The sequence below is a fragment of the Salinibacillus xinjiangensis genome (genome assembly GCF_009649735.1).
Taxonomy (GTDB): Bacteria; Bacillota; Bacilli; order Bacillales; family Alkalibacillaceae; genus Salinibacillus; species Salinibacillus xinjiangensis.
In genome coordinates this window covers 214081-235483 of record NZ_WJNH01000007.1, presented here as the reverse complement: position 1 = coordinate 235483, position 21403 = coordinate 214081, and the positions used below count along the sequence as shown (strand labels likewise).

Annotated in this window: 22 protein-coding genes; 17 read left to right on the top strand and 5 right to left on the bottom strand. The window is 40.6% G+C overall.

Annotation, left to right across the window (positions count from 1 at the left end; translation table 11 throughout):
- Positions 1 to 29 precede the first annotated feature (29 nt).
- Positions 30 to 2309 (bottom strand): outer membrane protein assembly factor BamB family protein, encoded by a 2280-nt coding sequence (locus GH754_RS12490; protein WP_153729027.1) that lies wholly within the window; start codon positions 2307 to 2309, stop codon positions 30 to 32.
- Between the two features lie 353 nt (positions 2310 to 2662).
- The gene (locus GH754_RS12485) at positions 2663 to 4057 is read right to left on the bottom strand and encodes an LVIVD repeat-containing protein (protein WP_228550246.1); all 1395 of its coding nucleotides are present in this window, start codon (positions 4055 to 4057) and stop codon (positions 2663 to 2665) included.
- Between the two features lie 346 nt (positions 4058 to 4403).
- On the opposite strand from GH754_RS12485, the gene GH754_RS12480 reads away from it, so the two are divergent.
- From GH754_RS12480 to GH754_RS12455, 6 genes are all read left to right on the top strand, one after another.
- Complete coding sequence (locus GH754_RS12480; RefSeq protein ID WP_153729026.1) at positions 4404 to 4730, top strand: globin family protein; 327 nt, start codon at positions 4404 to 4406, stop codon at positions 4728 to 4730.
- 136 nt (positions 4731 to 4866) lie between these two features.
- The gene (locus GH754_RS12475) at positions 4867 to 5346 is read left to right on the top strand and encodes a DinB family protein (RefSeq protein WP_153729025.1); all 480 of its coding nucleotides are present in this window, start codon (positions 4867 to 4869) and stop codon (positions 5344 to 5346) included.
- Between the two features lie 146 nt (positions 5347 to 5492).
- On the top strand, positions 5493 to 6134 hold the full coding sequence (locus GH754_RS12470; protein WP_153729024.1) for an FMN-dependent NADH-azoreductase: 642 nt from the start codon (positions 5493 to 5495) through the stop codon (positions 6132 to 6134).
- A gap of 124 nt (positions 6135 to 6258) precedes the next feature.
- Positions 6259 to 7317, top strand: a complete 1059-nt coding sequence (locus tag GH754_RS12465) for an LLM class flavin-dependent oxidoreductase (protein ID WP_153729023.1) — start codon at positions 6259 to 6261, stop codon at positions 7315 to 7317.
- Positions 7318 to 7329: 12 nt separating this feature from the next.
- Positions 7330 to 7896 (top strand): NADPH-dependent FMN reductase, encoded by a 567-nt coding sequence (locus GH754_RS12460; protein ID WP_153729022.1) that lies wholly within the window; start codon positions 7330 to 7332, stop codon positions 7894 to 7896.
- Positions 7897 to 8278: 382 nt separating this feature from the next.
- Positions 8279 to 8554 carry a hypothetical protein gene (locus GH754_RS12455; protein WP_153729021.1) on the top strand — a complete coding sequence of 92 codons (276 nt, stop codon included), beginning with the start codon at positions 8279 to 8281 and terminating at the stop codon, positions 8552 to 8554.
- Between the two features lie 43 nt (positions 8555 to 8597).
- Here the strand turns inward: GH754_RS12455 and GH754_RS12450 are convergent, their stop codons facing one another.
- Positions 8598 to 9335: a DUF3784 domain-containing protein gene (locus tag GH754_RS12450; protein ID WP_153729020.1), complete on the bottom strand. Its 738-nt coding sequence runs from the start codon at positions 9333 to 9335 to the stop codon at positions 8598 to 8600.
- A 169-nt stretch (positions 9336 to 9504) separates the two neighbouring features.
- On the opposite strand from GH754_RS12450, the gene GH754_RS12445 reads away from it, so the two are divergent.
- From GH754_RS12445 to GH754_RS12405, 9 genes are all read left to right on the top strand, one after another.
- Positions 9505 to 10038 (top strand): RNA polymerase sigma factor, encoded by a 534-nt coding sequence (locus GH754_RS12445; protein WP_153729019.1) that lies wholly within the window; start codon positions 9505 to 9507, stop codon positions 10036 to 10038.
- Positions 10019 to 10756 carry a hypothetical protein gene (locus GH754_RS12440; RefSeq protein ID WP_153729018.1) on the top strand — a complete coding sequence of 246 codons (738 nt, stop codon included), beginning with the start codon at positions 10019 to 10021 and terminating at the stop codon, positions 10754 to 10756. Before GH754_RS12445 ends, GH754_RS12440 begins: the two co-directional genes overlap by 20 nt.
- A 167-nt stretch (positions 10757 to 10923) precedes the next feature.
- Positions 10924 to 12153: a hypothetical protein gene (locus GH754_RS12435; protein ID WP_153729017.1), complete on the top strand. Its 1230-nt coding sequence runs from the start codon at positions 10924 to 10926 to the stop codon at positions 12151 to 12153.
- Between the two features lie 122 nt (positions 12154 to 12275).
- Positions 12276 to 14012, top strand: a complete 1737-nt coding sequence (locus tag GH754_RS12430) for an ABC transporter ATP-binding protein (RefSeq protein ID WP_153729016.1) — start codon at positions 12276 to 12278, stop codon at positions 14010 to 14012.
- A 21-nt stretch (positions 14013 to 14033) separates the two neighbouring features.
- On the top strand, positions 14034 to 14417 hold the full coding sequence (locus GH754_RS12425) for a MazG nucleotide pyrophosphohydrolase domain-containing protein (protein WP_153729015.1): 384 nt from the start codon (positions 14034 to 14036) through the stop codon (positions 14415 to 14417).
- 105 nt (positions 14418 to 14522) lie between these two features.
- The gene (locus tag GH754_RS12420) at positions 14523 to 15077 is read left to right on the top strand and encodes a CBO0543 family protein (protein ID WP_153729014.1); all 555 of its coding nucleotides are present in this window, start codon (positions 14523 to 14525) and stop codon (positions 15075 to 15077) included.
- 110 nt (positions 15078 to 15187) lie between these two features.
- Positions 15188 to 15511: an ArsR/SmtB family transcription factor gene (locus GH754_RS12415; protein WP_153729013.1), complete on the top strand. Its 324-nt coding sequence runs from the start codon at positions 15188 to 15190 to the stop codon at positions 15509 to 15511.
- A gap of 77 nt (positions 15512 to 15588) precedes the next feature.
- Positions 15589 to 15774 carry a hypothetical protein gene (locus tag GH754_RS12410; protein ID WP_153729012.1) on the top strand — a complete coding sequence of 62 codons (186 nt, stop codon included), beginning with the start codon at positions 15589 to 15591 and terminating at the stop codon, positions 15772 to 15774.
- A 24-nt stretch (positions 15775 to 15798) separates the two neighbouring features.
- Entirely contained in the window at positions 15799 to 16665 is an 867-nt protein-coding gene (locus GH754_RS12405; RefSeq protein WP_153729011.1) for a permease, read from the top strand.
- A gap of 258 nt (positions 16666 to 16923) precedes the next feature.
- Here GH754_RS12405 and GH754_RS12400 read toward each other — a convergent pair whose 3' ends face one another.
- A complete protein-coding gene (locus tag GH754_RS12400; protein ID WP_153729010.1) occupies positions 16924 to 17925 on the bottom strand; it encodes a DUF3231 family protein in 1002 nt (333 codons plus the stop codon).
- Positions 17926 to 18122: 197 nt separating this feature from the next.
- On the opposite strand from GH754_RS12400, the gene GH754_RS12395 reads away from it, so the two are divergent.
- Both GH754_RS12395 and GH754_RS19820 read left to right on the top strand, forming a co-directional pair.
- Entirely contained in the window at positions 18123 to 19418 is a 1296-nt protein-coding gene (locus GH754_RS12395; RefSeq protein ID WP_153729009.1) for a Glu/Leu/Phe/Val family dehydrogenase, read from the top strand.
- 7 nt (positions 19419 to 19425) lie between these two features.
- Positions 19426 to 19560, top strand: coding sequence for a hypothetical protein (locus GH754_RS19820; RefSeq protein ID WP_267206662.1), 135 nt, complete (start codon positions 19426 to 19428; stop codon positions 19558 to 19560).
- A gap of 406 nt (positions 19561 to 19966) precedes the next feature.
- On the opposite strand, the gene GH754_RS12390 is transcribed toward GH754_RS19820, so the two are convergent.
- Positions 19967 to 21391, bottom strand: coding sequence for an aldehyde dehydrogenase family protein (locus tag GH754_RS12390; protein ID WP_153729008.1), 1425 nt, complete (start codon positions 21389 to 21391; stop codon positions 19967 to 19969).
- Positions 21392 to 21403 lie beyond the last annotated feature (12 nt).

Sequence of the window (21403 nt, the reverse complement as noted above, 5' to 3'; positions counted from 1 at the left end):
CTGCCTTCAAACAGGACGATTCACCAATATTACTCCTTCGTTGCTAACCTCTGCAAAATATACTCAGCTAACGTATCAATCTGGTCCTCGGATAGCGTGCCTTCAAATCCTGGCATGCCTCCTCCGCCTTTCTTAATTTGTTCAATCAACGCCTCTCGATCAGTGACCATATCACTGTTCTTGATGCTTGGTCCATTATGACCACCAGCACCTTGGTCCCCGTGACAAGATAGGCAGTTGTCCTCATAAATAGTTCGTCCCTGGTCTAATACGGCATCGCCTTCTTTTTGCGTTTCATTGGAGTCTTGGTCCTCATGTTTTTCGTGCTCTTTTCGTTTTTGTGCTAAAGGAGATTGTATAATCTCTTCATCCGGAATATCTTCAACCGATCCATACTCCCCATCTAATGAGAAGGTATAAATCTTATCTCCATGCTTGGTTCCGGCTAGCGACGCGCCTGCTGAAAAGATGGAAATGTATTGTTTTCCGTCTATTTCATAGGTGATAGGTGGGGCGTTGGCTCCAGCATCAGTCTTGAATTCCCAAACCTTATCCCCATTTGTTGCATTGTAGGCGATGATCCGCCCATCGTTGTGACCCACAAAGATGAGGTTACCCTTTGTCGATAAAATGCCGCTGTATGCAATCGTATCCCATTCTTTCTGCCAAGCAATTTTGTTGGTTTTGATATCAATGGCAGTTACAGTTCCACGTTGAGGTGTATTCTCAACAGGCTGCCATACACTTCCTAGCCATTCCTTACCTTCCTCAAAGGTATTTTCCTCATCATCTGCGTAGTGAGCAAAGGAAAAATAGTTGTTATTTCCTAACACATAAAAATACTCTGTTTCTGGGTTATAAGCTGATGGTGGCCAGTTTGCTCCCCCCTGTGGCGATGGTCTTAATGTTAAAGGCTCATCCCAGAACGGGGTGAAAATGTCACCATATTTTCCATCAAACTCTTCAGGAAAATCCTTTTCTATATCCTCCTTCGTCACTCCCTGCGGAACAAAATTATCACCTTTAGGGAATGGCTGAGTAGGAGATGTTTTTTGTTTCTCAAGCTGTGGCACCTCTTTTTCATCAATCCCAATAAGAGGTTCACCATTGGTTCGATCTAAAATATACACCCAGCCTGTTTTCCCAGCTTGGGCAATGCCTTTTTTCGTCTCTCCATCCATCTTGACATCAAATAAGACAACTGGGTTCGCTGGGTCCATATCCCAAATATCATGGTGGACCTCTTGGAAGTGCCATTTATATTCACCAGTATCTGCATCTAACGCTAAGACAGAGTCCGTAAATAGATTGTCCCCTTCTCGATTACTTCCATCGAGGTCAGGTGATGTATTCCCAACGGCAAAGTAAATATTGCCGAGTTCTGGGTCAATCGCAGGGGTTTGCCATACAGGCCCACCACCTTTTAACCAGCTTTTATTATCCTGTGGCCAAGTGTCATGTCCTTCTTCACCAGGTCCAGGAATCGTATAGGTTCTCCAAATTTGTCTACCCATTTCAGCATCGTAGGCAGCCACATAGCCTCTAATCCCATATTCACCGCCTGCGATTCCGGTATAGACTTTGCCGTCATAGTAAAGAGGGGCGCTTGTAATGGTATAGCCCTTTTCCCATTCATCGACGACAGTTTCCCAAACGACCTCACCCGTTTTCTGGTCTAAGGCCAATAATCGTGCATCCAATAAAGCCACATAAACCTTGCCCTCACCAATCGCTACACCACGGCTAACCCATCCGCAGCAAAGGGTATCCAGTCCATCCGCAAGCTCAGGTGAGAATTCCCAAATAATTTCGCCTGTTTTCGCATCAATAGCTGATACATCATTCGCCCCAGTAATGGTAAACATTACCCCATCATACACAATGGGCGTCGCCTGACCCGAGTACTTAAATTCATAGCCAGACCCGAGACTTGTCACCCAATCTGCCTTTAAATCTGACACATTGGTCGTGTTGATTTTATCAAGGGGAGAGTATCGACCATTGTAAATATTTCCTCCATTCGTAATCCAGTTTTTTGATGGAGGGGCGGTTAATTCTTCCGCAGAAAAATAAGGCGCTACATCCCCAGGGTAATCCATATGCTGAACAGACAGATGACCCGGGTTCTTATCCTTTTGAGCTTCTGTTTCATTTTCCTTTTTTTCTTCGCTCTGTTCCTGCTTTCCTTCATCTGCTGGAGACTCTGCAACATCATCATTTGGATCTGTGAATTGACTCATAATGACAATAACGACAATAGCTAAGGCTACAATCACACTAGCTACGATGATCCAAGATTGTTTCTTCATCCGTTCAAAGCTCCTTTCATGTTGATAGTAAGAAACCCATTCTTTAGTAATTTGCCCGCATATATGTAAAATACCCTATGTAAGTTAAAAAAATGCAGGATTACCGTGGAGTGCGTGATGAGTGCTTTAGCATTTATAAGAACATCTTTAGCAAAGTTAGCCAGTAATTCAGCTTCTGTAAGTTCATCTTTAGCAAATCTACTGACACCTTTAGCTTTTGTATTAATCTCTAGCAAAATTCAAAAATTTTTTAGCCTACCACATCGCAACTTCAGCACCCATCCATTCCTAGCCAGCACCTCCATCATAAAAAAATCGAGCTCAGGCTATGCCCAAGCTCGATTTCTAAACTATTATTTTTCACCGTTATTCTTCAATAAAACTTTCAATCCTTGCCCCATATCTGAGGCTAAAATATAATTTTGATCCACAAATACACCCCATACAAATGCCTGATCAGACTTATACTGCCCAATTTGTACAGGCTGGCTTGGGTTTGTAATATCTACTGCATAAATACCACCTGAATAGTGGGATAAATACAAGGTATTACCTTGAACCTTAGGATCATGAACCGTATTTGCAAAGGTAACACCATCTTCTACATTATCGACTAAATCCGTTTTAAATTCACTTAAAAGCTTTGGATTCGTTTTGTCTTTAATATCAAAGATACGTGTGTAGCCATAAGACTGTTCATACCCCTCGCGTATCGGAACATATACCTCGCGTGTTTCAATTAAAATATTCCCTCCCTGAGCTAATGTCGAGGAATGGGCAGAGCCTTGTTGATCTGATGCAAAATCGGTACGCCCCATATACTTAGGGTTCTCTGGATCTTTAATGTCAAAGATTACCGTACCTAAGTCCCACATCGATACATATGCGTAATGTCCTTTGTTGTCTGTCATAACACTATGACTAAATACAGGGCGTGTTTTCCCGTCTGGGGATTCCCAGTTATAGCCGTCAAAGTCTTCCTCAACCTCAGGAAGCATTCTTGGGTCGAATTCCCAAAGTGTTTCAGGTTTTCTTGGATTGGTCACATCTACAATTTGGAAGTCCTTTTCCTCACCATGACTATAGTAGTCTGTATAAGGATTCGCTGTTAAGACAAGTGCCCGGTTTCCCTGAGTAGTTAAATAAAGCTCATGTGTTCCAGGTGTTTCACTGTAAACCTCCCAAAACCCTAGTTTTTCAGGTTCATGTGGGTTCGTTACATCATAAAGGAGAAATCCCCCTGTCGTATCAGCTGTTCGATTCAACTGCTGCACACTAACGACCGCTAAATCCCCTTTGAAGTGTGGAGTATTCACCGTTTTCACAATTACTTTTTCATTCCAGGTTCCAGGGATTTCGTCATGAGCAAAGGCTGCGACTTCAACTGGATTTTCTGGGTCTTTTAAATCAAAAACACGCACACCCCCATTTCCTCCATTAGCCGTATGGGTTCCGACGTAGGCATAGCCTTTATGCGCGTATACATCTGCTGTATTGTTTTGTACGCCCTCACGAATTTGTTCAATTTGTACAGCTGAAGCTTCTCTTAGGAAATTCACATTCTTTGCGCCTTCGATTAATGGTTCACCAAGGGATTCTAGCTGTTCATCTGTAAAAACAGTCCTTTCTCCGCCTTTTTCAGCCCCGCTTTGATCAAGGTCATCATGGGCAAACACTGTTGGTGCAAACATCGACAAGGTAAGTGCACTGGTTAAAGTAATTGGCGCCAATAATTTTTTCTTCTTCAAAATCAGTCCCCCTATATACTTTTTTAAATAGTGCGAATTTTCACTATTGTAATTAGTTTAAAAGTTAAAAAGAGGAATGTTAATAAGAACATATGCTTATTATTTCGACATAATAAATAGGCTATATAATTAAGTTCTTATAAGTCTCATAACTATTTACCTAAAATGTTGACTTTTGATAATCAAATTTAGATTTTTCAGGAAATTATGGGTCTTAAGATTGGTTCTGATAGTCCTGATTTTTTCCATATTTTAAAAACTGAACAATGTGATGAAAATCACTTCACCCATAGTCTCATTCGATATAATTTCAGTTAAGAGATTCATGAACAAGGAGGAACTAAACGTGCATTTTAAGCGAGAAGATTCTGTTTATGAGCAAATCGGCGATCAGAAGATTCTGGAGCTCTTACAAGACTTTTATCCAAAGGTTTATGATGACCTTGATTTAAGCCCGCTTTTTGAGGGGGACATGGTTCAGAGGAATCACCAAAATGCGGTGATTCTTTTTTGTGGTGAAGGTGGGAGAATATCAGTAAAAGTGTTTAGCTTTGTGAATCGTATTTTTATCATCTTAACCCGCTTCTTTAGCACTAGAACTCAATGCTTTAGCAAACGAAGACTAAACTATAGCTTTTTCATTAGTTTTCAGCGTAAAAAAAGACATCTTTAGCATGCTCACCCTAATGTTCAGCATTTCCCCCGCGCATCATCCCAGCAACCCCACCGCCTATCAAATCATTTCTCAACCCCAACTCCATTTGATATGATGGCATTGAATCACCATACATAAATTGGAGGGAAAAACAATGTACCGTAAAGTAGAAGATTTCTTAGCCGATTGGTCCAATGCTTCAGCGGAAACTATCAAAGTTTTGGAATCATTAACCGACGATAAGCTTGGTCAATCTATTGTGGAGGGTCATAGCACACTTGGTTGGTTAGGGTGGCACTTAGCAACTGCCCCTTCCTTCTTCGCCGGCCTTGTCGGGTTAAATGTAGAGGCAGCAGGAGCAGCAGATGTAGTGCCTACAAAGGCGGACGACATTGTAGAAGCCTATAAAAAAGCAGCTGAAGATGTAAAACATGAAGCTCAACAACAGCTAACCGATGAAAAATTGATCGAAGAGGTGGATCATTTCGGGACACCTGCCCCACGTGGTGCCATACTTAGAACGTTTGTTGATCACCAAACCCATCATCGTGGGCAAATGACTGTCCTTCTCCGTCAAGCCGGTTTGCCAGTACCAGGTGTAATGGGACCGACAAAAGAACAGCAGGAACAATAGCTACTTAAGCATTAATCCTTTTTATGGATTGATGCTTTTTTTATTCAAAGCTTCATGCTTGCGAAATATACCTAACTTATTTATAATAACTAACTGTGCTTTCTATATTGAAAGCATTTTTCATTTACTATCAGGAGGTTTTGCACATGAACGTACTCGTTGTTAAAGCAAACAATCGCCCCGCTTCAGAGGGCATTTCAAGTAAAATGTATGAAACATTTATGGAAGCTATTAAAGGAGCCGAAGATTTAACCGTATCCACATATGATGTATTCGCTGAGGATATGCCATACATGGGACAAGATTTATTTAACGCTTTCGGTAAACTGCAAAATGGCGAGGAACTTAATGATATTGAAAAGCGCATTTTAGCCGCTAAGCAAAAAGCAAAGGATGCCTTTACTGCAGCAGATGTTGTCGTTTTTGCATTCCCACTATGGAATCTAACCATTCCAGCTAAGCTTCAAACCTTCATCGATTATGTTGATGAAGCAGGCTATACCTTTAGCTACGACGCAGAAGGGAATCTTGTACACTTGATGCCTGAGAAAAGAATTATCCTATTAAACTCTCGCGGCGGTGTATACTCTGCACCAGAAATGGCACCAATGGAAATGGCCGTCACTTACATGCGCAATCTATTTGGTGGGATGTTTGGCATGAACATTGTGGATGAGGTCATCATTGAAGGCCATAATGCCAATCCAGACCAAGCTGAGGAAATTATTAATGAAGGCTTAAGTCGCGTAGAACGTGTTGCGTCTGACTTAGCTTATCAATACGCATAATGATATGATGAAGGAGATGTACCTAGGAGGCATCTCTTTCTTTTTATATCAAATAAGTGATTCAGGCGCTTTTATAGTTCATACTATAACTAGATTATACATATGACGAAAGGTGGATATCGAAATGGAAAAATACCGCATCGATCCTAGCAAGGGGATCGAGTTTGGTCTTTATACACTTGGAGACCATATACCAGACCCACATACAGGTGAGCGTATTTCAGCACAGCAACGTTTACAAGAAATTATTGAGCTATCTAAACTCGCCGATCAGGCTGGCATCGATTTTTTTAGTGTAGGAGAAAGTCACCAGGATTATTTCACAACTCAAGCCCATTCTGTCGTGCTATCAGCCATCGCTCAAGCAACCGAAAACATTAAAATCGCTAGCTCCTCTACCATAATCAGTACCTCTGACCCTGTTCGTGTTTATGAGGATTTTGCAACTATAGATTTGATATCCAAAGGTCGGGCAGAGATTATCGCTGGACGTGCATCAAGAATCGGTCTCTTTGATTTATTAGGCTATGATGTTCGCGATTATGAGGAGTTATTTGAAGAAAAATTTGACCTCCTGTTGCGAATTAATGAAGAAGAAGTGATCAATTGGAACGGAGAATTCCGAGCTCCATTAAAAAATGCAAAAGTTCTCCCACGTCCCAAAGATGGATCCATGCCGATTTGGCGTGCAGTTGGTGGCACACCAGCTAGTGCAATCAAGGCAGGCTATGCAGGAGTTCCCATGTTTATGGCTCATTTAGGTGGTACAACCTCGGTCTTCAAGCGTACGATTGAGGCTTATCGTGAGGCTGCCCGACAAAGCGGCTATGACCCAGCCGAGTTGCCCGTATCAACAGCAGGCTTTTTCTATGCGGCTGAAACCTCTCAACAGGCACTTAGAGAGACCCACCCTTTCATTAATGAAGGAATGAAGCTAACCAATGGTCAGGGCTTTCCAAAGCAGCTTTTTGCCCAAAGTGTAGATAAAAGTAGTATCATGAATATTGGAAGTCCACAGCAAATCATTGAAAAAATTCTTTATCAGCACGAACAGTTTGGTCATCAGCGCTATATCGGCCAAATGGATTTCGGTGGAGTTTCATTTGACAATTTAAAAAAGAATATCGACATAATCGGAACGGAAATTTTACCAGCCATTAAAAAATATACAGCAAAAAACTAGGAGGGTTTTGCGTTGAAAATAGTTGCTTTATCCGGTTCAAAGGTCGGTTCTAAAACGAGAACTGCTATGAACTACGTCGTAAAAGCGTTGAACGAAAAGTATTCAGATGTAGAAGTCGCTTTAATCGATTTGGCTGAATATGATGTTCAGTTTAGTGATGGACGAAACTACTTAGAATACGAAGGGGACACTAAGTACGTAACCCAAACGATTATGGGTGCAGATGCGATTGTCATTGGGACCCCTATTTTCCAAGCATCCATTCCGGCAACATTAAAAAATATATTTGATTTACTGCCTGTTAACGCCTTTCGCGATAAAGTTGTCAGCATGCTTGTCACAGCAGGCACCCAAAAACATTACTTAATTGCCGAACAACAATTAAAACCCATTTTAGCTTATATGAAGGCACAAATTGTTCAGTCATATGTATTTATTGAAGAAATGGATTTTCATCGAAAAGAAATTACCAATGATGATGTGTTTTTCCGTATCGATCGTTTAGTTGAGGATACGGTTGTACTCACGGAGACTTATGCAAAAATACGTGAAGCGAAGGAAGCGGAGTATGATTTTTAGTAGCCAGGGCCTTGAGAGGTCCTGGTCTTTATTTTCTGACTCTTGACATGATTTGGTTGGACCAGCTTTAGCATTTCGACACTCAGCTTTAGCTTATGCACTGTGTAGTTCAGCCGTCTACTGCTCAACTTTAGCCAAACTTAGTGTAACTTCAGCATTTGACCCACTCTCCAGCATTTAAACACAATCTTCAGCATCACACACCTGTACATTAGCCAAACCACTCCAAACTTCAGCAACACCCCCACATTATCCAAATCAACCAGCGCTACCCAAAGCCTACAATCAAGCAATACTCACAATTCTCCCCACTCCCAATACATAATCCCACACACCCCTACGCACAATATACTTGATAAGAAGGCAAATGGAGGGTAATGCGATGTCGAATCAAAATTTACATGAGATGTTACAACAGGCAAGTCATCAAATACAGGAAGCCAATGAAACCTTAATTGATGCTCAGGGTGAGGACCCCGAGCTTATTCAACAGGCACAGCAGCAACTTGAGCGAGTAGAACAGGAATTACACACTGCTCAGCAGCAAGCAGGTCAAGAGGCGACCGAAAATCCCCAATTTCAACAGGCCTTTGAACAGCTGCATAACACCCGTCAGCATATTCAGGATCTTCGTCACAATAACAAAGATGAGCGTTAAAAAAGTTTGAGGGAAACTTCAACTAGAGGTTTCCCTAAATCCACTAGTTCATTCCTTTATATATCTGGTCATACAGCTCCTCTACCATACCAGCTTCTTCCCGATTTATAATCACATAATCATCTCCATTCGACACATACAAATAGGGTTTATGCCCCTTTTCAATAAACAGCTTTCCCTTACCATATGGCTCTTCTAATCGAAAGTTCCCCTTCAATAGATTGGAAGTCGCCATTCCTTTAGTTCTAACGATTACCTTAGGCAGCTCTTCTAAAAGTTTGACCTCTTCTATTTCATCGACAGACCACTCTCCCCCATACATCCCAGAGATTTTAAAGGTTTCTTCTTCAATGATTACTTCGTTGTCCATATAGTCAAGCCCTATGATGATCACGAGAAACAATACAGTCCCCACAGAAATGGAGCCTGATATCCAAAAATACTTCTTCCTCTTATGAGGAACTTCAAATTTTTGGATATAAATCACCCCAGCTAACAGAACAATGGTGAATAGTCCAAAACTAATTTCCGCGCCAAAAGGGACATCCAACAGAGTCAACAGAAAAGCAAGCACGTGTAAATAAAAGGTATAAACAAGTAGCTTTTCCATCGCCTTTACATACCCGTTTTCGATTAAAAAGCTTTGCTCTTCCTCTGGACGATTATAAAAGCCCGATATTAAGCTATATTCTTTTTTCTTCACTAATAAGTAAGTAATTCCACCATATATCAATAAAGTCCAACCCATAATAATGGTAAAAATTATCATATTTTTAGTCACAAAGCTCAGCTCCTCCGTTATACTTTAATCATATTAGAAAAACATGAATGTCGGCAATAATGGTGAAATTCATCCCCACAATACATAATTAAAAGAAAAAAAGTAAACTTCACGAAAACTTTTTTCTCCATTTAACGGTATATATTATAAAGATGCTAGGAGGAGGAGCATGAACGAGAAACCTTTGATTAAAAAAGTTAAAAAAGGCAATCAAAAAGCATTCAAAGAGCTTTATGATCAATACGCCAACTACGCATTAGCTACAGCTATTTCGATTACAAAAAACAAGAATGATGCCTCAGATATTGTTCAAGAGACGTTTATTAAAGTTTATCGAAACATCCATGCATTCGATCATAAAAGACCGTTTAAACCGTGGTTTTATCGTATTTTGATCAATGAAACCAATCGGTATATGAAAAATAAAACGAAACATCAATCTGTATCGACTGTCGATAATACGATAGAAATGTTCACCTACAAGAGAAATGATGAAAACTTAATCATTGAAGAAGCTTTAAATCAATTGGAGGAAATTAATCGAACACCGATTATTTTAAAGTATTTACATGATTTTACCGAAAAAGAAATTGCTGAAATTCTCGAGTTAAATTTAAATACCGTCAAATCCAGGCTCTTTAAGGGTAGAGAGAAACTCCGCACCATTTTAGGAGGGATGACAGATGAAAAAAAGCAGGTTTGATGATAAACTACAACACTATTTTACAAGCCAAACAAACGACATGAACAATTTAAAGGACCATACTTGGGAAAACATTCAGCAAAGATTATTTACTGACGAGGAACCAGAAAGCAAAAAGCCAAACCGATTTGTCGTTGGCGTTGCGATGCTTGCTGTTGTTGTTATGATCAGCATTGGGACCTCAACTACAACTGGTCAGGCCATAATCGGGAGCTTGAAGGAATTATTTGAACCAAACAAACAGGTCGACATTGCGATTGAAGGAGATAAGGAAGAAACGGAAGTGACCCTCGAAACTAAAGAAGAGCTAGATTATATCATCTATGTAGACGATTCACGCTATAAAATGGTAAAAGGTGACACGGACCGAATTGTCCCGAAACAAGAATTAGGAGAGCAATACCCAGAGGTCTCGATGGAAATTAGTCAACATACAAATACCACGATTGAGGAGCAAATGAAGAAGGCCACTAATGAGGTTATCAATGAGGGTCTCGCTGTTCGTCGAGAGGGACCAGTGAATGAACCCCTACCAGGAAAGTTCGTCAAATATATGGAAGAAGAACCCAATGAATGGGATAGCCCCGTTTATAAATACTATTTCTTTGAAAGTGGAGGGAATGTTTTTGTGATTAAACAAGAGTACTTCCTCGAAGCTTCAGAAGGACACGGGGTACGCTTTGATTCAATGCTAGAGAGCTTTGAAATTGTGAAATAGCGACACGAACCAGGTTGGTTTCAGCCTGGTTTTTTATTTGGCTTAGCTTACACGGATGTTCATAAAATCGTCATAACTTCTGCATGTTTTTTTGACAAAACCGTAGATACCTTGCATGCCCCCTTCTGTTTTAGCATGATGGAATTGTATTAGTTGGGAGGGGGGTCATGGGTAAACTAAAGGTCTATTTGCATATCTCCTTATTATTTTTTACTTTGTCTGCATTATCAGGGGTTTGGATGCGTCTGTTCTCCTTGTATCCAAATAACCTGGTCCCATATACCAATGTGTTACACGGTCACTCTCATTTGGCCATATTAGGATGGGCTTTTCTAGGGTTGTTCGTGATATCTCTTACTCTTTTCTGGTCTACACTAAAAAGACGAAAACAGGCAATTGCTATTTGTGCAGCTTTAGCCATTACATCTCTGATCATGTTTGTCGCTTTTTTAACCCAGGGCTACGCCGTATTTTCAATCGTCATGTCAACACTCCATATTCTAATTGAATATTGGGCCGCTCTATTTATTTTCCGGGAAATAAAATGTCGAGATGCGTCTAAAGTAGCAACTTTATGGATTAAGGGTGCCTTAATTACCCTGATTATCTCCTCTCTCGGTCCTTTTTCCTTAGGCTATATTTCCGCCAACGGATTAAAGGATTCCCCGCTTTTTGATATGGCCATTTATTTTTATCTTCATTTTCAATATAATGGTTGGTTAACATTAGGGTTGATTGGATGTTTTGCTCTGATTTTGTGTAGACAAAATATTCCCTTCCATCACACCTGGTTAAAACGAGGTTTCATGGTTTATTTTCTTTCCCTATTCCCGGGCCTTGTATTATCGATTTTATGGATGGATGGGACTGGAAAGCTAGCTGAAATGACTGCAGCAATCGGAAGTGTTGGTCAATGGATTGGGGTTATCTTTGTATTAACGGCGTTTCGGAAATCATGGAAGTCTTTATATGAGCAATATTCTAAGCTTGTCGCAAACAGTCTCGTTATAACGTTTCTTCTTTTTGTTATCAAAAGCACAATGGAATTGGGACTCATCTCCCCCACTCTATCTGTACTCGTCTATGATACAAGAAATGTAATTATCGGATATTTACATCTAACCCTATTAGGTTTTATTAGTGTGTTTATTTTATCTCAGTTTATAATGTTGAATTGGGTACGCACTAATCAGACCACTATAGTTGGTTTTGTTCTTTTTATAGTAGGTTTCACCATCAATGAGTTGTTGTTATTTATTCAGTCTTTAATAGGTTGGCTAGAACTTGGCTCACTTCCATTCTATTTAGAGGGCTTATGTTTTGCTAGCTTACTATTATTAATTGGAATCTTGGTACTATGGACCTCGTTTTTCAAACATAAACACTCACCCGTTTAGTCAATTACACCATCCTTAATGCTAAGGGTGGTTTTTATTTTGATCTAGGCATTCTCATCGTGAAAATAGTAGAACTTTGCTATAATAAATTGGTATTTATATGATAAGGAGACCAGAACAGCATGTTAAAACAATTTTTCTCTTACTATAAGCCCCATAAGCGGCTGTTTATGATAGATTTTACGAGTGCGGTGATTGTGGCCATTTTGGAGCTTGCCTTTCCAATCGCAGTTCAATTTTTTATAGATGAACTACTACCTGAGGGTGACTGGAATGTCATCGTAACCGTAAGTATATTACTCTTGCTTGTCTATATATTAAGTACATTCTTACAATATGTTGTCAGCTACTTAGGACACAAGCTTGGTATCAATATTGAAACCGACATGCGGGAGGAGCTGTTTACCCATGTCCAAAAGCAGTCCTTTCGATTTTTTGATAATACGAAGACAGGCCATATCATGAGTCGGATTACAAACGACTTATTTGATATTGGCGAACTTGCCCATCATGGACCAGAGGACTTTTTCATTGCCATTATGACCTTCTTTGGCGCATTTGGGATCATGTTTACCATTAACCCAACACTCGCTTTAATTGCCGTTGTCATGGTGCCATTGTTAACGGCGCTTGTCACCTATTGTAATGTGAAAATGAATCAGGCGTGGAAAAATATGTATGGTAAAATAGCTGATGTGAATGCACGCGTAGAGGATAGTGTAGCGGGTGTCCGCGTCGTCCAGTCTTTTACGAATGAGAATTTTGAAATGAACCGTTTTCAAAAGGATAATGGCTTATTTCGGAAAGCTAAGCTTGTTGCTTATAAGGTGATGGCTGGGACTCATTCTAGTATTTACATGATGACAAGACTATTAACCTTAGTTGTTTTAGTCGTTGGGGCTTGGTTGAATTTTCAGGATCTATTAAGTTATGGAGAACTGGTCAGCTTTGTATTGTATACGAATGTTTTGATTAAGCCCGTCGATAAAATTAGTGCCCTATTAGAGCTATATCCTAAGGGAATGGCAGGGTTTAAGAGATTCCAGGATTTAATCTCTCAGGAGCCAGATATTCAGGATCGTCCGAATGCAAAAACAGTACAGGAATTGACAGGAAATATCCACTTTCACAATGTTGATTTTTCCTATGATCCTCATAAGCCGGTGCTTCAGAATATCAATTTAGCGATCAAACCTGGGGAAACGGTCGCGTTTGTTGGACCATCTGGTGCTGGGAAAACGACGATTTGTTCCTTGATTCCTCGTTTTTATGATGTGGAACAAGGTTCGATTTCCATTGATGGTTTGGATGTTCGTGACATGACGAAAAAGTCTCTCCGTTCCCAAATTGGGATTGTTCAGCAGGATGTCTTTTTATTTACGGGAACCATTCGTGAAAATATTGCCTATGGAAACCAACAAGCAACCGAGAAAGAAATTCGTGAGGCTGCACAAAAGGCTCATTTGGATGATGTGATTGCCAGTTTACCAGATGGCTATGATACCCAAATTGGGGAGCGTGGATTGAAGCTTTCGGGTGGCCAGAAACAGCGGTTGGCCATTGCCCGCGTCTTTTTAAAGAATCCACCTATATTAATTTTGGATGAGGCAACGTCAGCTCTTGATACCTATACAGAAAAAATCATCCAAAAATCATTGACCGAGCTTGCTGAAAATCGTACTACTTTAGTTATTGCTCACCGATTAGCGACAATTCGTGATGCAGACCGAGTCATGGTGGTCACATCTAACGGAATTGAAGAAGAAGGAACCTATCAGGAGTTAATCGATGCTGGGGGCGTGTTTGCAAACCTGCATCGCATCCAGTTTGAACAAAAGGAAGAAGCGCTCACAAAGTAAATGGATAATGAGGTGTTTAGAATGAAAGAGATGCAGAAGTACGCTAAGCAATTGGTAAAGGACATGAACTGGGAAATCGATGACGCTAACTTTGAATCAAGCCGCACCTCCCTTCTGAATAATTACATGCTACTAACGACAGAGGTTGGAGAAGTCGCGGAGGAATTACGCAGACTATTTAACATCACATACCAAGAGATGAAAAATGGAACGAATGAACAGGAAGCCTTTCGTCATGGTGTTGAAACAGTTCAAAAGGATTTAGGAAAAGAGATGGTGGATTGCCTTGCCTATCTGATGAAAATGGCTAACTTTTTTGAGATTGATTTGGAAGAGGCTTATTATGAAAAAATGGCTGAGGTGAAGAAGCGGGAAAATAAGGATGTTGGAGTCATAAAAAAATAAGTCATTCTGAAGCAACGCTTAAAGCGTTGCTTTTTTTATATCGTCATAAACAGTGCCAAAGTGGAAATATTAAGTTTAAAATCTTAATATAGGTAGCTGATGACATTGGATAAGTTCGATTATTTAGAGAAGGTTCATCGATTGGAGCAACAAGCCGCACACCTTGATCAAGAAGGCTGGTTGAGGTTTGAGGTATTTACACCCGAATGGTGGATTCTCGTTTCTTTTCTAATTTTTCCATGGATTTTATGGTATAAATTCGCTATTAAAGACAAGCTTCTCGAAAGCTTATTCGTTGGTACGTTAGTTATTATCCCTACTACATATTTAGATGTAATTGGCTTAGTTTTTGAGTTCTGGGTTTACCCCACTCAATTGGTTCCCATCTCACCACGTGCAATTCCTTTTGATATGTCCATGGTACCTGTTGCTTTCATGTTTATATTTCAGTATTTTACGAGTTGGAAGTCCTATAGTATAGCATTGGTTCTTATGAGTACATTATTTGCTTTTGTCGGTGAGCCTATTTCATCAAGGCTAGAACTTGTGAGTTATATAAATTGGCATTACGTATATTCATTTTTCTATTATTTAGTCATTGGTTTCGGTGTACGGACTATCGTTTTGAAAGTGAAAAAATTATCTTTGAGCGGTTCATAGGAATGGACCGCGTACAATTAATCAATTTTTTTGATGTAACCATTGACACCAGGAAAATTATAGCATAAACTTAATACATCAAGAAAAGTTGATGTAAAAGGAGAATTGAAATGAATAAAGTATTTAACATCATCGATTTATCTACGGAATCTCAACTTGAGAAATATGAGGCTCGATTTAAGGCCCTCGCGGATAAAAAGCGATTACAAATCTTAAACATTTTAACAACGGAAGGAGAAACTTGTGTCTGTGATCTTTCACCTAAGATTGACATGCCTCAGTCGAAGCTCTCCTATCACCTTAAGATGCTTTTAGATAATAATTTGATTCAAAAAGAAAAACGAGGTACATGGAATTATTACTCCATTAATCCAAGTGAGATCAATCATCTTTTATCTGAGGAGCTCTGCTGTTTATTCCGTCCAGGCGACTAAAACAAAAAATTTTTCATCAATACATCAATTTTTTTTGATTAGTATATCAAATTTTCTTGATAAAGGGGTTGCTGTAGATGTTAAATATGCACATGTTAGCACAGGTTAAACGTGAAGAAATTCGTAGGGAAATGATACATATTCGTCAGCTTGAGCAAATCAAGCAACAAGAGATGAAAGGTCGCTCCCCCCTACTTTCGTTGGTTAGACGCGTTCGAAACAGAAGAACAGTGATACAACCTGCATGCTGCTGTACCTGTTAATTTATTGTGAGAGGATGAATGGTTATGGTTCCTTTTCTAAAAGATTTTCTAGCTATTGCTGCAGAATTAACCTTTTTGTTTGTGGCCATCACGATTTTAATTAGCTTTTTGCAAAGCTTAATACCGTTGGAAAAGGTTGAGAAAAAGATAAAGTCAACGAATAAGCTGTTTGCCTCCTTTTTGGCCGTTTTCTTTGCCTTTTTGACACCGTTTTGCTCTTGTTCTACGATTCCAATCGTTGTGCATCTATTAAAAAATAAGATTCCGTTTGGGATTGTAATGGTATTTCTATTTGCTTCACCTGTTTTAGACCCGACTATTTTAACGATTATGGGCGTTATGCTTGGATGGAAGGTCACGATATTATATACCCTACTGACCTCTCTTTTAACTATTATTATCGGTTTAGTGATAGAGGCTTTAGGCTTTGAAAGATATGTTAAACAAGTGGTAATGAAAAATTTTGCCTCAAAAGCAAGCGAGTCATTTAGCTTCCACCGGGCTTGGCGGGAGGTTTTGACGTTAATGAGGGATGTTTTTCCTTATTTGCTAATCGGTGCAGGTATAGGTGCAGGCATTCATAACTTTGTCCCCACAGAATGGATATCTGAATTTCTAGGTGACGAAAAATGGTGGCTAGTCCCCGTAGCGGCTGTTATCGGAATTCCTCTCTATATACGACTATCCAGCATGATTCCCATCTCACAGATCTTAGTGATGAAAGGGATGGCTTTAGGGTCGGTGATGGCCCTCTTGATTAGCTCTGCTGGGGCAAGTCTACCAGAGGTCGTGATGTTGAAGTCCATTTTTAAAAAGGAACTAGTTATGACCTTTTTAGTTTCAATATTTACAATGGCATCCACTTCAGGCTTTATCTTTTACTTGATTTAAGGGTGTGAACTTGAAAAAAGGAGGTGACCCAAGTGAACTGGAAAACAATCTTCAAAGGTAAAGAAAAAGAAGACTGCTGCCAAATTCAAATCGAAGAAGTAACCAACGAGGAAGAACCATCCTGCTGTGAAAACTAACCCTTTAACACTTTAAAGCAACGGGGGACAGTCCCCACATTCTTTAAAGCGTTACAGTGTAAAACCCTATGTGAATGGCTTGATGCTGCTTCTACATAGGGTTTTACTGTTTTCTCTGCCTTCACTTTTTTTTAGCTAATTCATCGCGATCCACGGCTCTTGGTGGTTCCTCCATCCAGCCGTGTTTAATCATGATTTTTGCACCCTTTTCAGAATATTTCCCGATTTCTCCTATGAAACGCGTGTAATGTGTCGCAAGGTCGCGCCGTGGACTTGTGGACATACTGGCTCCATAATAACCTATCCCCAAACCAATCAACGCAGTGACATGAAACATCATCAATTTATCGGAAAAAGGAGCTTCTGTTGATTTTGTCACTCCAATATCAGATGTTACTGGGACCGGTAAATCCTCCTCACGTAAAATGGAGCCAAAGACCTCGGCGTGCTTGCTTGCAATTTCCTTACCTTCCTTCATAAACTCGCGAATGTCTTCAGATTCCACAGCCTGCCTGAAACCGAGTAAGGTCATAACTCCAAGTTCATTTCGTTGTATATTCGCAAACAGATTTGTAATTTCAAGTGATAATAAAGGTCGTCGCTCGCCAAAAAATCCTTGTAAAAAGTTACTGCTTTTCACAAAGTCCACTTTTTCCTGTGCAGGAATGGTTGGTGGACGAATGTACAATCCCTTCTCCAATAGAAGTTCTGTAGATTGTCGATGAATTTCATTTGCTTCTGTTAGACAACTCGAATAAAAATCATAAATATCCTTTCGTGCAGATAACGGAATGGCCATACTAAAAGCATTCAAGCCAAGAACACCAATTTGCTGCGTATAAAATAACATGTATGGGTCAGTGAACAATTGATCCGCAGACAAATTTACATCCTCTTTGAGATTGAATCCCTTAGGAGTTGGATGTGATTCATCTTGGAAAAACTTTTTCAGCTGGGGAATTCGCGCCTCACTTATCTCAAGTGTATTGGACAACACCGCTCGTATCTCTTCATCCCTCACATGTTGAAGGAAATAATGTAGAACACAAATCACCAACGTATCATTTTGATATGAACCCCATAATTGTGAAAGCTCTGCTGCCGTTAGATTAGGCTTTGTCATAAACGGCCAACCCTTTCCTTCTGTAGTAAAATTTTCTTATTGTAGTTTGTACGAAAATAGTCCTATGTATGTATGTTTTTTCACAAAGAATTCTGCTTCATTAAAGTATTAAAGATAAAGAAATAAACGACTAGAGAATAAAAATGGTAAATTGAGGGATTTTATAACTATGATGTATTGTTTTTGGAGGGAAAGCTATGAAAGTAGAAAATAAGGCAGAAGCAGATATTACAACACATGATCAAAATCCTTATATAATTGTGAAAAGCTTATTAAAGGAATCAGTCCAAACTTTAGGATTAAACGAAAATGTCTATCATCTTTTAAAGAAACCGATGCGCGTTTTCGAGGTTGCCGTACCGGTCCGAATGGATAATGGAGAAATTCGAAACTTTACCGGTTACCGCTCACAGCATAGTGATGTGCTTGGTCCAACGAAGGGCGGTATTCGTTTTCATCCGTCTGTCACTCTTGATGAGGTCAAAGCACTATCCATTTGGATGTCCATGAAATCAGCCATCCTAGATTTACCACTTGGTGGTGGGAAAGGAGGCGTTATTGTAGATCCTAATGAACTAAGCGAGCGTGAACTTGAGGATCTCAGTCGTACATACATCCGCTCGATTACCCCGATTATCGGTCCTGAAAAAGATATCCCAGCCCCAGATGTAAACACAAATCCCGAAATTATGGGCTGGATGCTAGATGAGTTTGACAAGCTCAGAGGCTACAACATTCCGGGGATGTTAACTGGAAAACCATTAATCATTGGGGGGTCACAGGGACGAATTGCCGCTACAGGGCGCGGGGTTGTTTTCACCATTCGAGAAGCAGCGAAGCATTTAGGGCTTGAACTAAGTGAAGCCACAGCCGCTATTCAAGGGTTTGGAAATGTCGGCAGTATGACAGCCAAATTTTTGCACCAGCTCGGGGTAAAAATCGTTGCTATCACGGATGCCAAAGGAGGTATTTATAAAAAAGACGGCTTTGATATACCAGCTTTACTCGACTTTGTTAAAGGAGGTAATACTGCATCAGAATACACGGAAGGCGACTCCATCACAAATGAGGAGATGTTCGGATTGCCTGTCGATATTTTAATACCTGCAGCAATTGAAAATCAGGTGACCAAGGAAACAGCCCCATTCATCCAGGCCAAAATACTAGCAGAAGCTGCCAATGGCCCAACAACACCTGCAGGGGACAAAATTTTAGAAGAAAAAGACATTTTTGTCATCCCCGATATTTTATGTAATGCCGGTGGTGTCACCGTTTCCTATTTTGAATGGGTTCAAAATGCGATGAACTATTACTGGAAGGAATCAGAAGTCAATGAAAAACTGGAGGAACGTATCGTTAAGGGCTTCGAGCGAGTCTTAAGTATTCGAAATGAGAAAAAGTCCTCCATGCGAGATGCGGCCTATATTGCTGCAATTAAGCATTTGGTTAAAGCCTTTCATGCGCGTGGTTGGATTAAGGAGACTGTGGAGTAAGAGAAGCTTGGGAACTGCTTGTCACTTTGTGGCGAGCAGTTTTTTTGGAGTTGGGATTGGGGTGCGGTACGTGCGGGATGTTGAAGATTGCTTATTTGTTGCTGATGATTTGAGTGGAAATGCTGAAGATGAGTGGATTTGATAAAGTTGACGAGGATTATGATGATGTTGTGGTGTGACTCGCTAAAGTTCAGAGTGCGTCGCTAAAGTCCCGACCGGAAATGCTGAACAACGCTCACCACCAGTCATATGCTGAACATCTCATCTTATTTGCTGAAAATTTCAGTGGATTTGCTGAAGACTAGTTCATTTGCTGAAGTAGACCGGGATTATGATGATGTTGCGCTGTGACTCGCTAAAGTTCAGAGTGCGATCGCTAAAGTCCCGACCGGAAATGCTGAACAACGCTCACCACCAGTCATATGCTGAACATCTCATCTTATTTGCTGAAAATCTCAGTGGATTCACCATCCCCCAGACATACCGAACCCCACCCTACCCTGCAATCCACAAAAAAAGGCCAACCCAAATAGAGTCAGCCTTCCCGGTCACGTTTTCAATTTCATCCCAATAAACTTCAATTCCGTCATATCCTCAACCGCATATTTAACCCCTTCACGGCCCATGCCACTTTGTTTGACTCCGCCATATGGGATATTGTCTTGTCGATAGGTGGATATTTCGTTAATCCAAACGCCACCTGTTTCAAGTTTATCGGCAACCCGTAACGCTCGGTCTAGGTCCTTCGTGAAAACACCAGCCTGTAAGCCATAAATCGAGTCATTAGCAAATTTAACGGCCTCTTCTTCCTCATCAAAAGGAATCACGGAAACAATTGGTGCGAATACTTCTTCCGCAATGACCTTCATATTGCGGTCGACGTTGGTCATAATGGTCGGGGTTAAAATGGTTCCGTCCTGTTCCCCGCCTGTTTCAATTGTGGCACCATTCTCTGCCGCATCGTCAATCCATGTTTTCGCACGTTCGGCCTCTTTTTCATTAATCATTGGTCCGACATCCGTATCCTCTTTACTAGGGTCTCCGACTTTAAGTGCTTTCGTTTTCTCGATGTATTTTTCAAGAAACTGATCATAGACTTCACTTTGCACATAAATCCGCTGGGCTGAGATGCAGACTTGGCCGGAAAAAGCAAAGGCCCCTTTCACGAGACTTTCAACCGCTTGGTCTATATCTGCGTCATCAAAAATGAGATTAGGTGAATTGGAACCTAGCTCAAGCGTTACCTTTTTAAAACCCGCAGACTCGCGAATGGACCGTCCCACAGGTAAGCTCCCCGTAAAAGATACTTTATGAATTTTATCATGCTGAACGAGGGGCTCTCCCACTTCCTTACCAGTCCCCATAACTAAATTTAAAACGCCATCTGGTAAGCCTGCCTCTTGAAACAGCTTCGTTAACTTATAGGCCGAGACAGGTGTTTTTTCTGCCGGTTTAAACAACACGGTGTTCCCTGCCGCAATCGCAGGTGCAATTTTATGAAGTGATAAATTTAACGGAAAATTAAAGGGCGTGATGGCAGCGACAACCCCAAGGGGAATCCGTTTCACCAAGCCTAGACGTCCCTCTCCATTCATGGCTGCATCCATTGGAATCACTTCACCGGAAATATGCTTCGCTTCCTCTGAGGCAAAACGCAGAACCTGAATAGCGCGCTCCACCTCTGCACGACTCGAGGTAATCGGTTTACCGGCCTCTTGGACAACGATTTCTGCAAACTCCTCCACCCTTTCCTCCATTAAATCAGCCGTCTTACGCAAAATATCGGATCGGTCATGAGCTGGCATTTGTTTCATCGTTGCGTGAAAGGTTTCAAATGAATTCTCCACTGCATAGTCCAATTCCTTTTTGGATGCCAACGCAATTTCCGCCACAACTTCCTGGTTATACGGGTTTTTCACCTCTAAAATATTGTCACTAGCAATTTCATGGCCGTTAATGATTGATCCAATCAAGATGCACTCCTC

Coding starts and splice junctions, on each gene's coding strand:
- GH754_RS12440 (WP_153729018.1), top strand. CDS start 10,019: ATGAAAAAAAGCAGGTTTGATGATAAACTACAACACTATTTTACAAGC.
- GH754_RS12425 (WP_153729015.1), top strand. CDS start 14,034: ATGAAAGAGATGCAGAAGTACGCTAAGCAATTGGTAAAGGACATGAAC.
- GH754_RS12430 (WP_153729016.1), top strand. CDS start 12,276: ATGTTAAAACAATTTTTCTCTTACTATAAGCCCCATAAGCGGCTGTTT.
- GH754_RS12400 (WP_153729010.1), bottom strand. CDS start 17,925: ATGACAAAGCCTAATCTAACGGCAGCAGAGCTTTCACAATTATGGGGT.
- GH754_RS12395 (WP_153729009.1), top strand. CDS start 18,123: ATGAAAGTAGAAAATAAGGCAGAAGCAGATATTACAACACATGATCAA.
- GH754_RS12490 (WP_153729027.1), bottom strand. CDS start 2,309: ATGAAGAAACAATCTTGGATCATCGTAGCTAGTGTGATTGTAGCCTTA.
- GH754_RS12435 (WP_153729017.1), top strand. CDS start 10,924: ATGGGTAAACTAAAGGTCTATTTGCATATCTCCTTATTATTTTTTACT.
- GH754_RS12405 (WP_153729011.1), top strand. CDS start 15,799: ATGGTTCCTTTTCTAAAAGATTTTCTAGCTATTGCTGCAGAATTAACC.
- GH754_RS12415 (WP_153729013.1), top strand. CDS start 15,188: ATGAATAAAGTATTTAACATCATCGATTTATCTACGGAATCTCAACTT.
- GH754_RS12445 (WP_153729019.1), top strand. CDS start 9,505: ATGAACGAGAAACCTTTGATTAAAAAAGTTAAAAAAGGCAATCAAAAA.
- GH754_RS12475 (WP_153729025.1), top strand. CDS start 4,867: ATGTACCGTAAAGTAGAAGATTTCTTAGCCGATTGGTCCAATGCTTCA.
- GH754_RS12410 (WP_153729012.1), top strand. CDS start 15,589: ATGTTAAATATGCACATGTTAGCACAGGTTAAACGTGAAGAAATTCGT.
- GH754_RS12465 (WP_153729023.1), top strand. CDS start 6,259: ATGGAAAAATACCGCATCGATCCTAGCAAGGGGATCGAGTTTGGTCTT.
- GH754_RS12470 (WP_153729024.1), top strand. CDS start 5,493: ATGAACGTACTCGTTGTTAAAGCAAACAATCGCCCCGCTTCAGAGGGC.
- GH754_RS12455 (WP_153729021.1), top strand. CDS start 8,279: ATGTCGAATCAAAATTTACATGAGATGTTACAACAGGCAAGTCATCAA.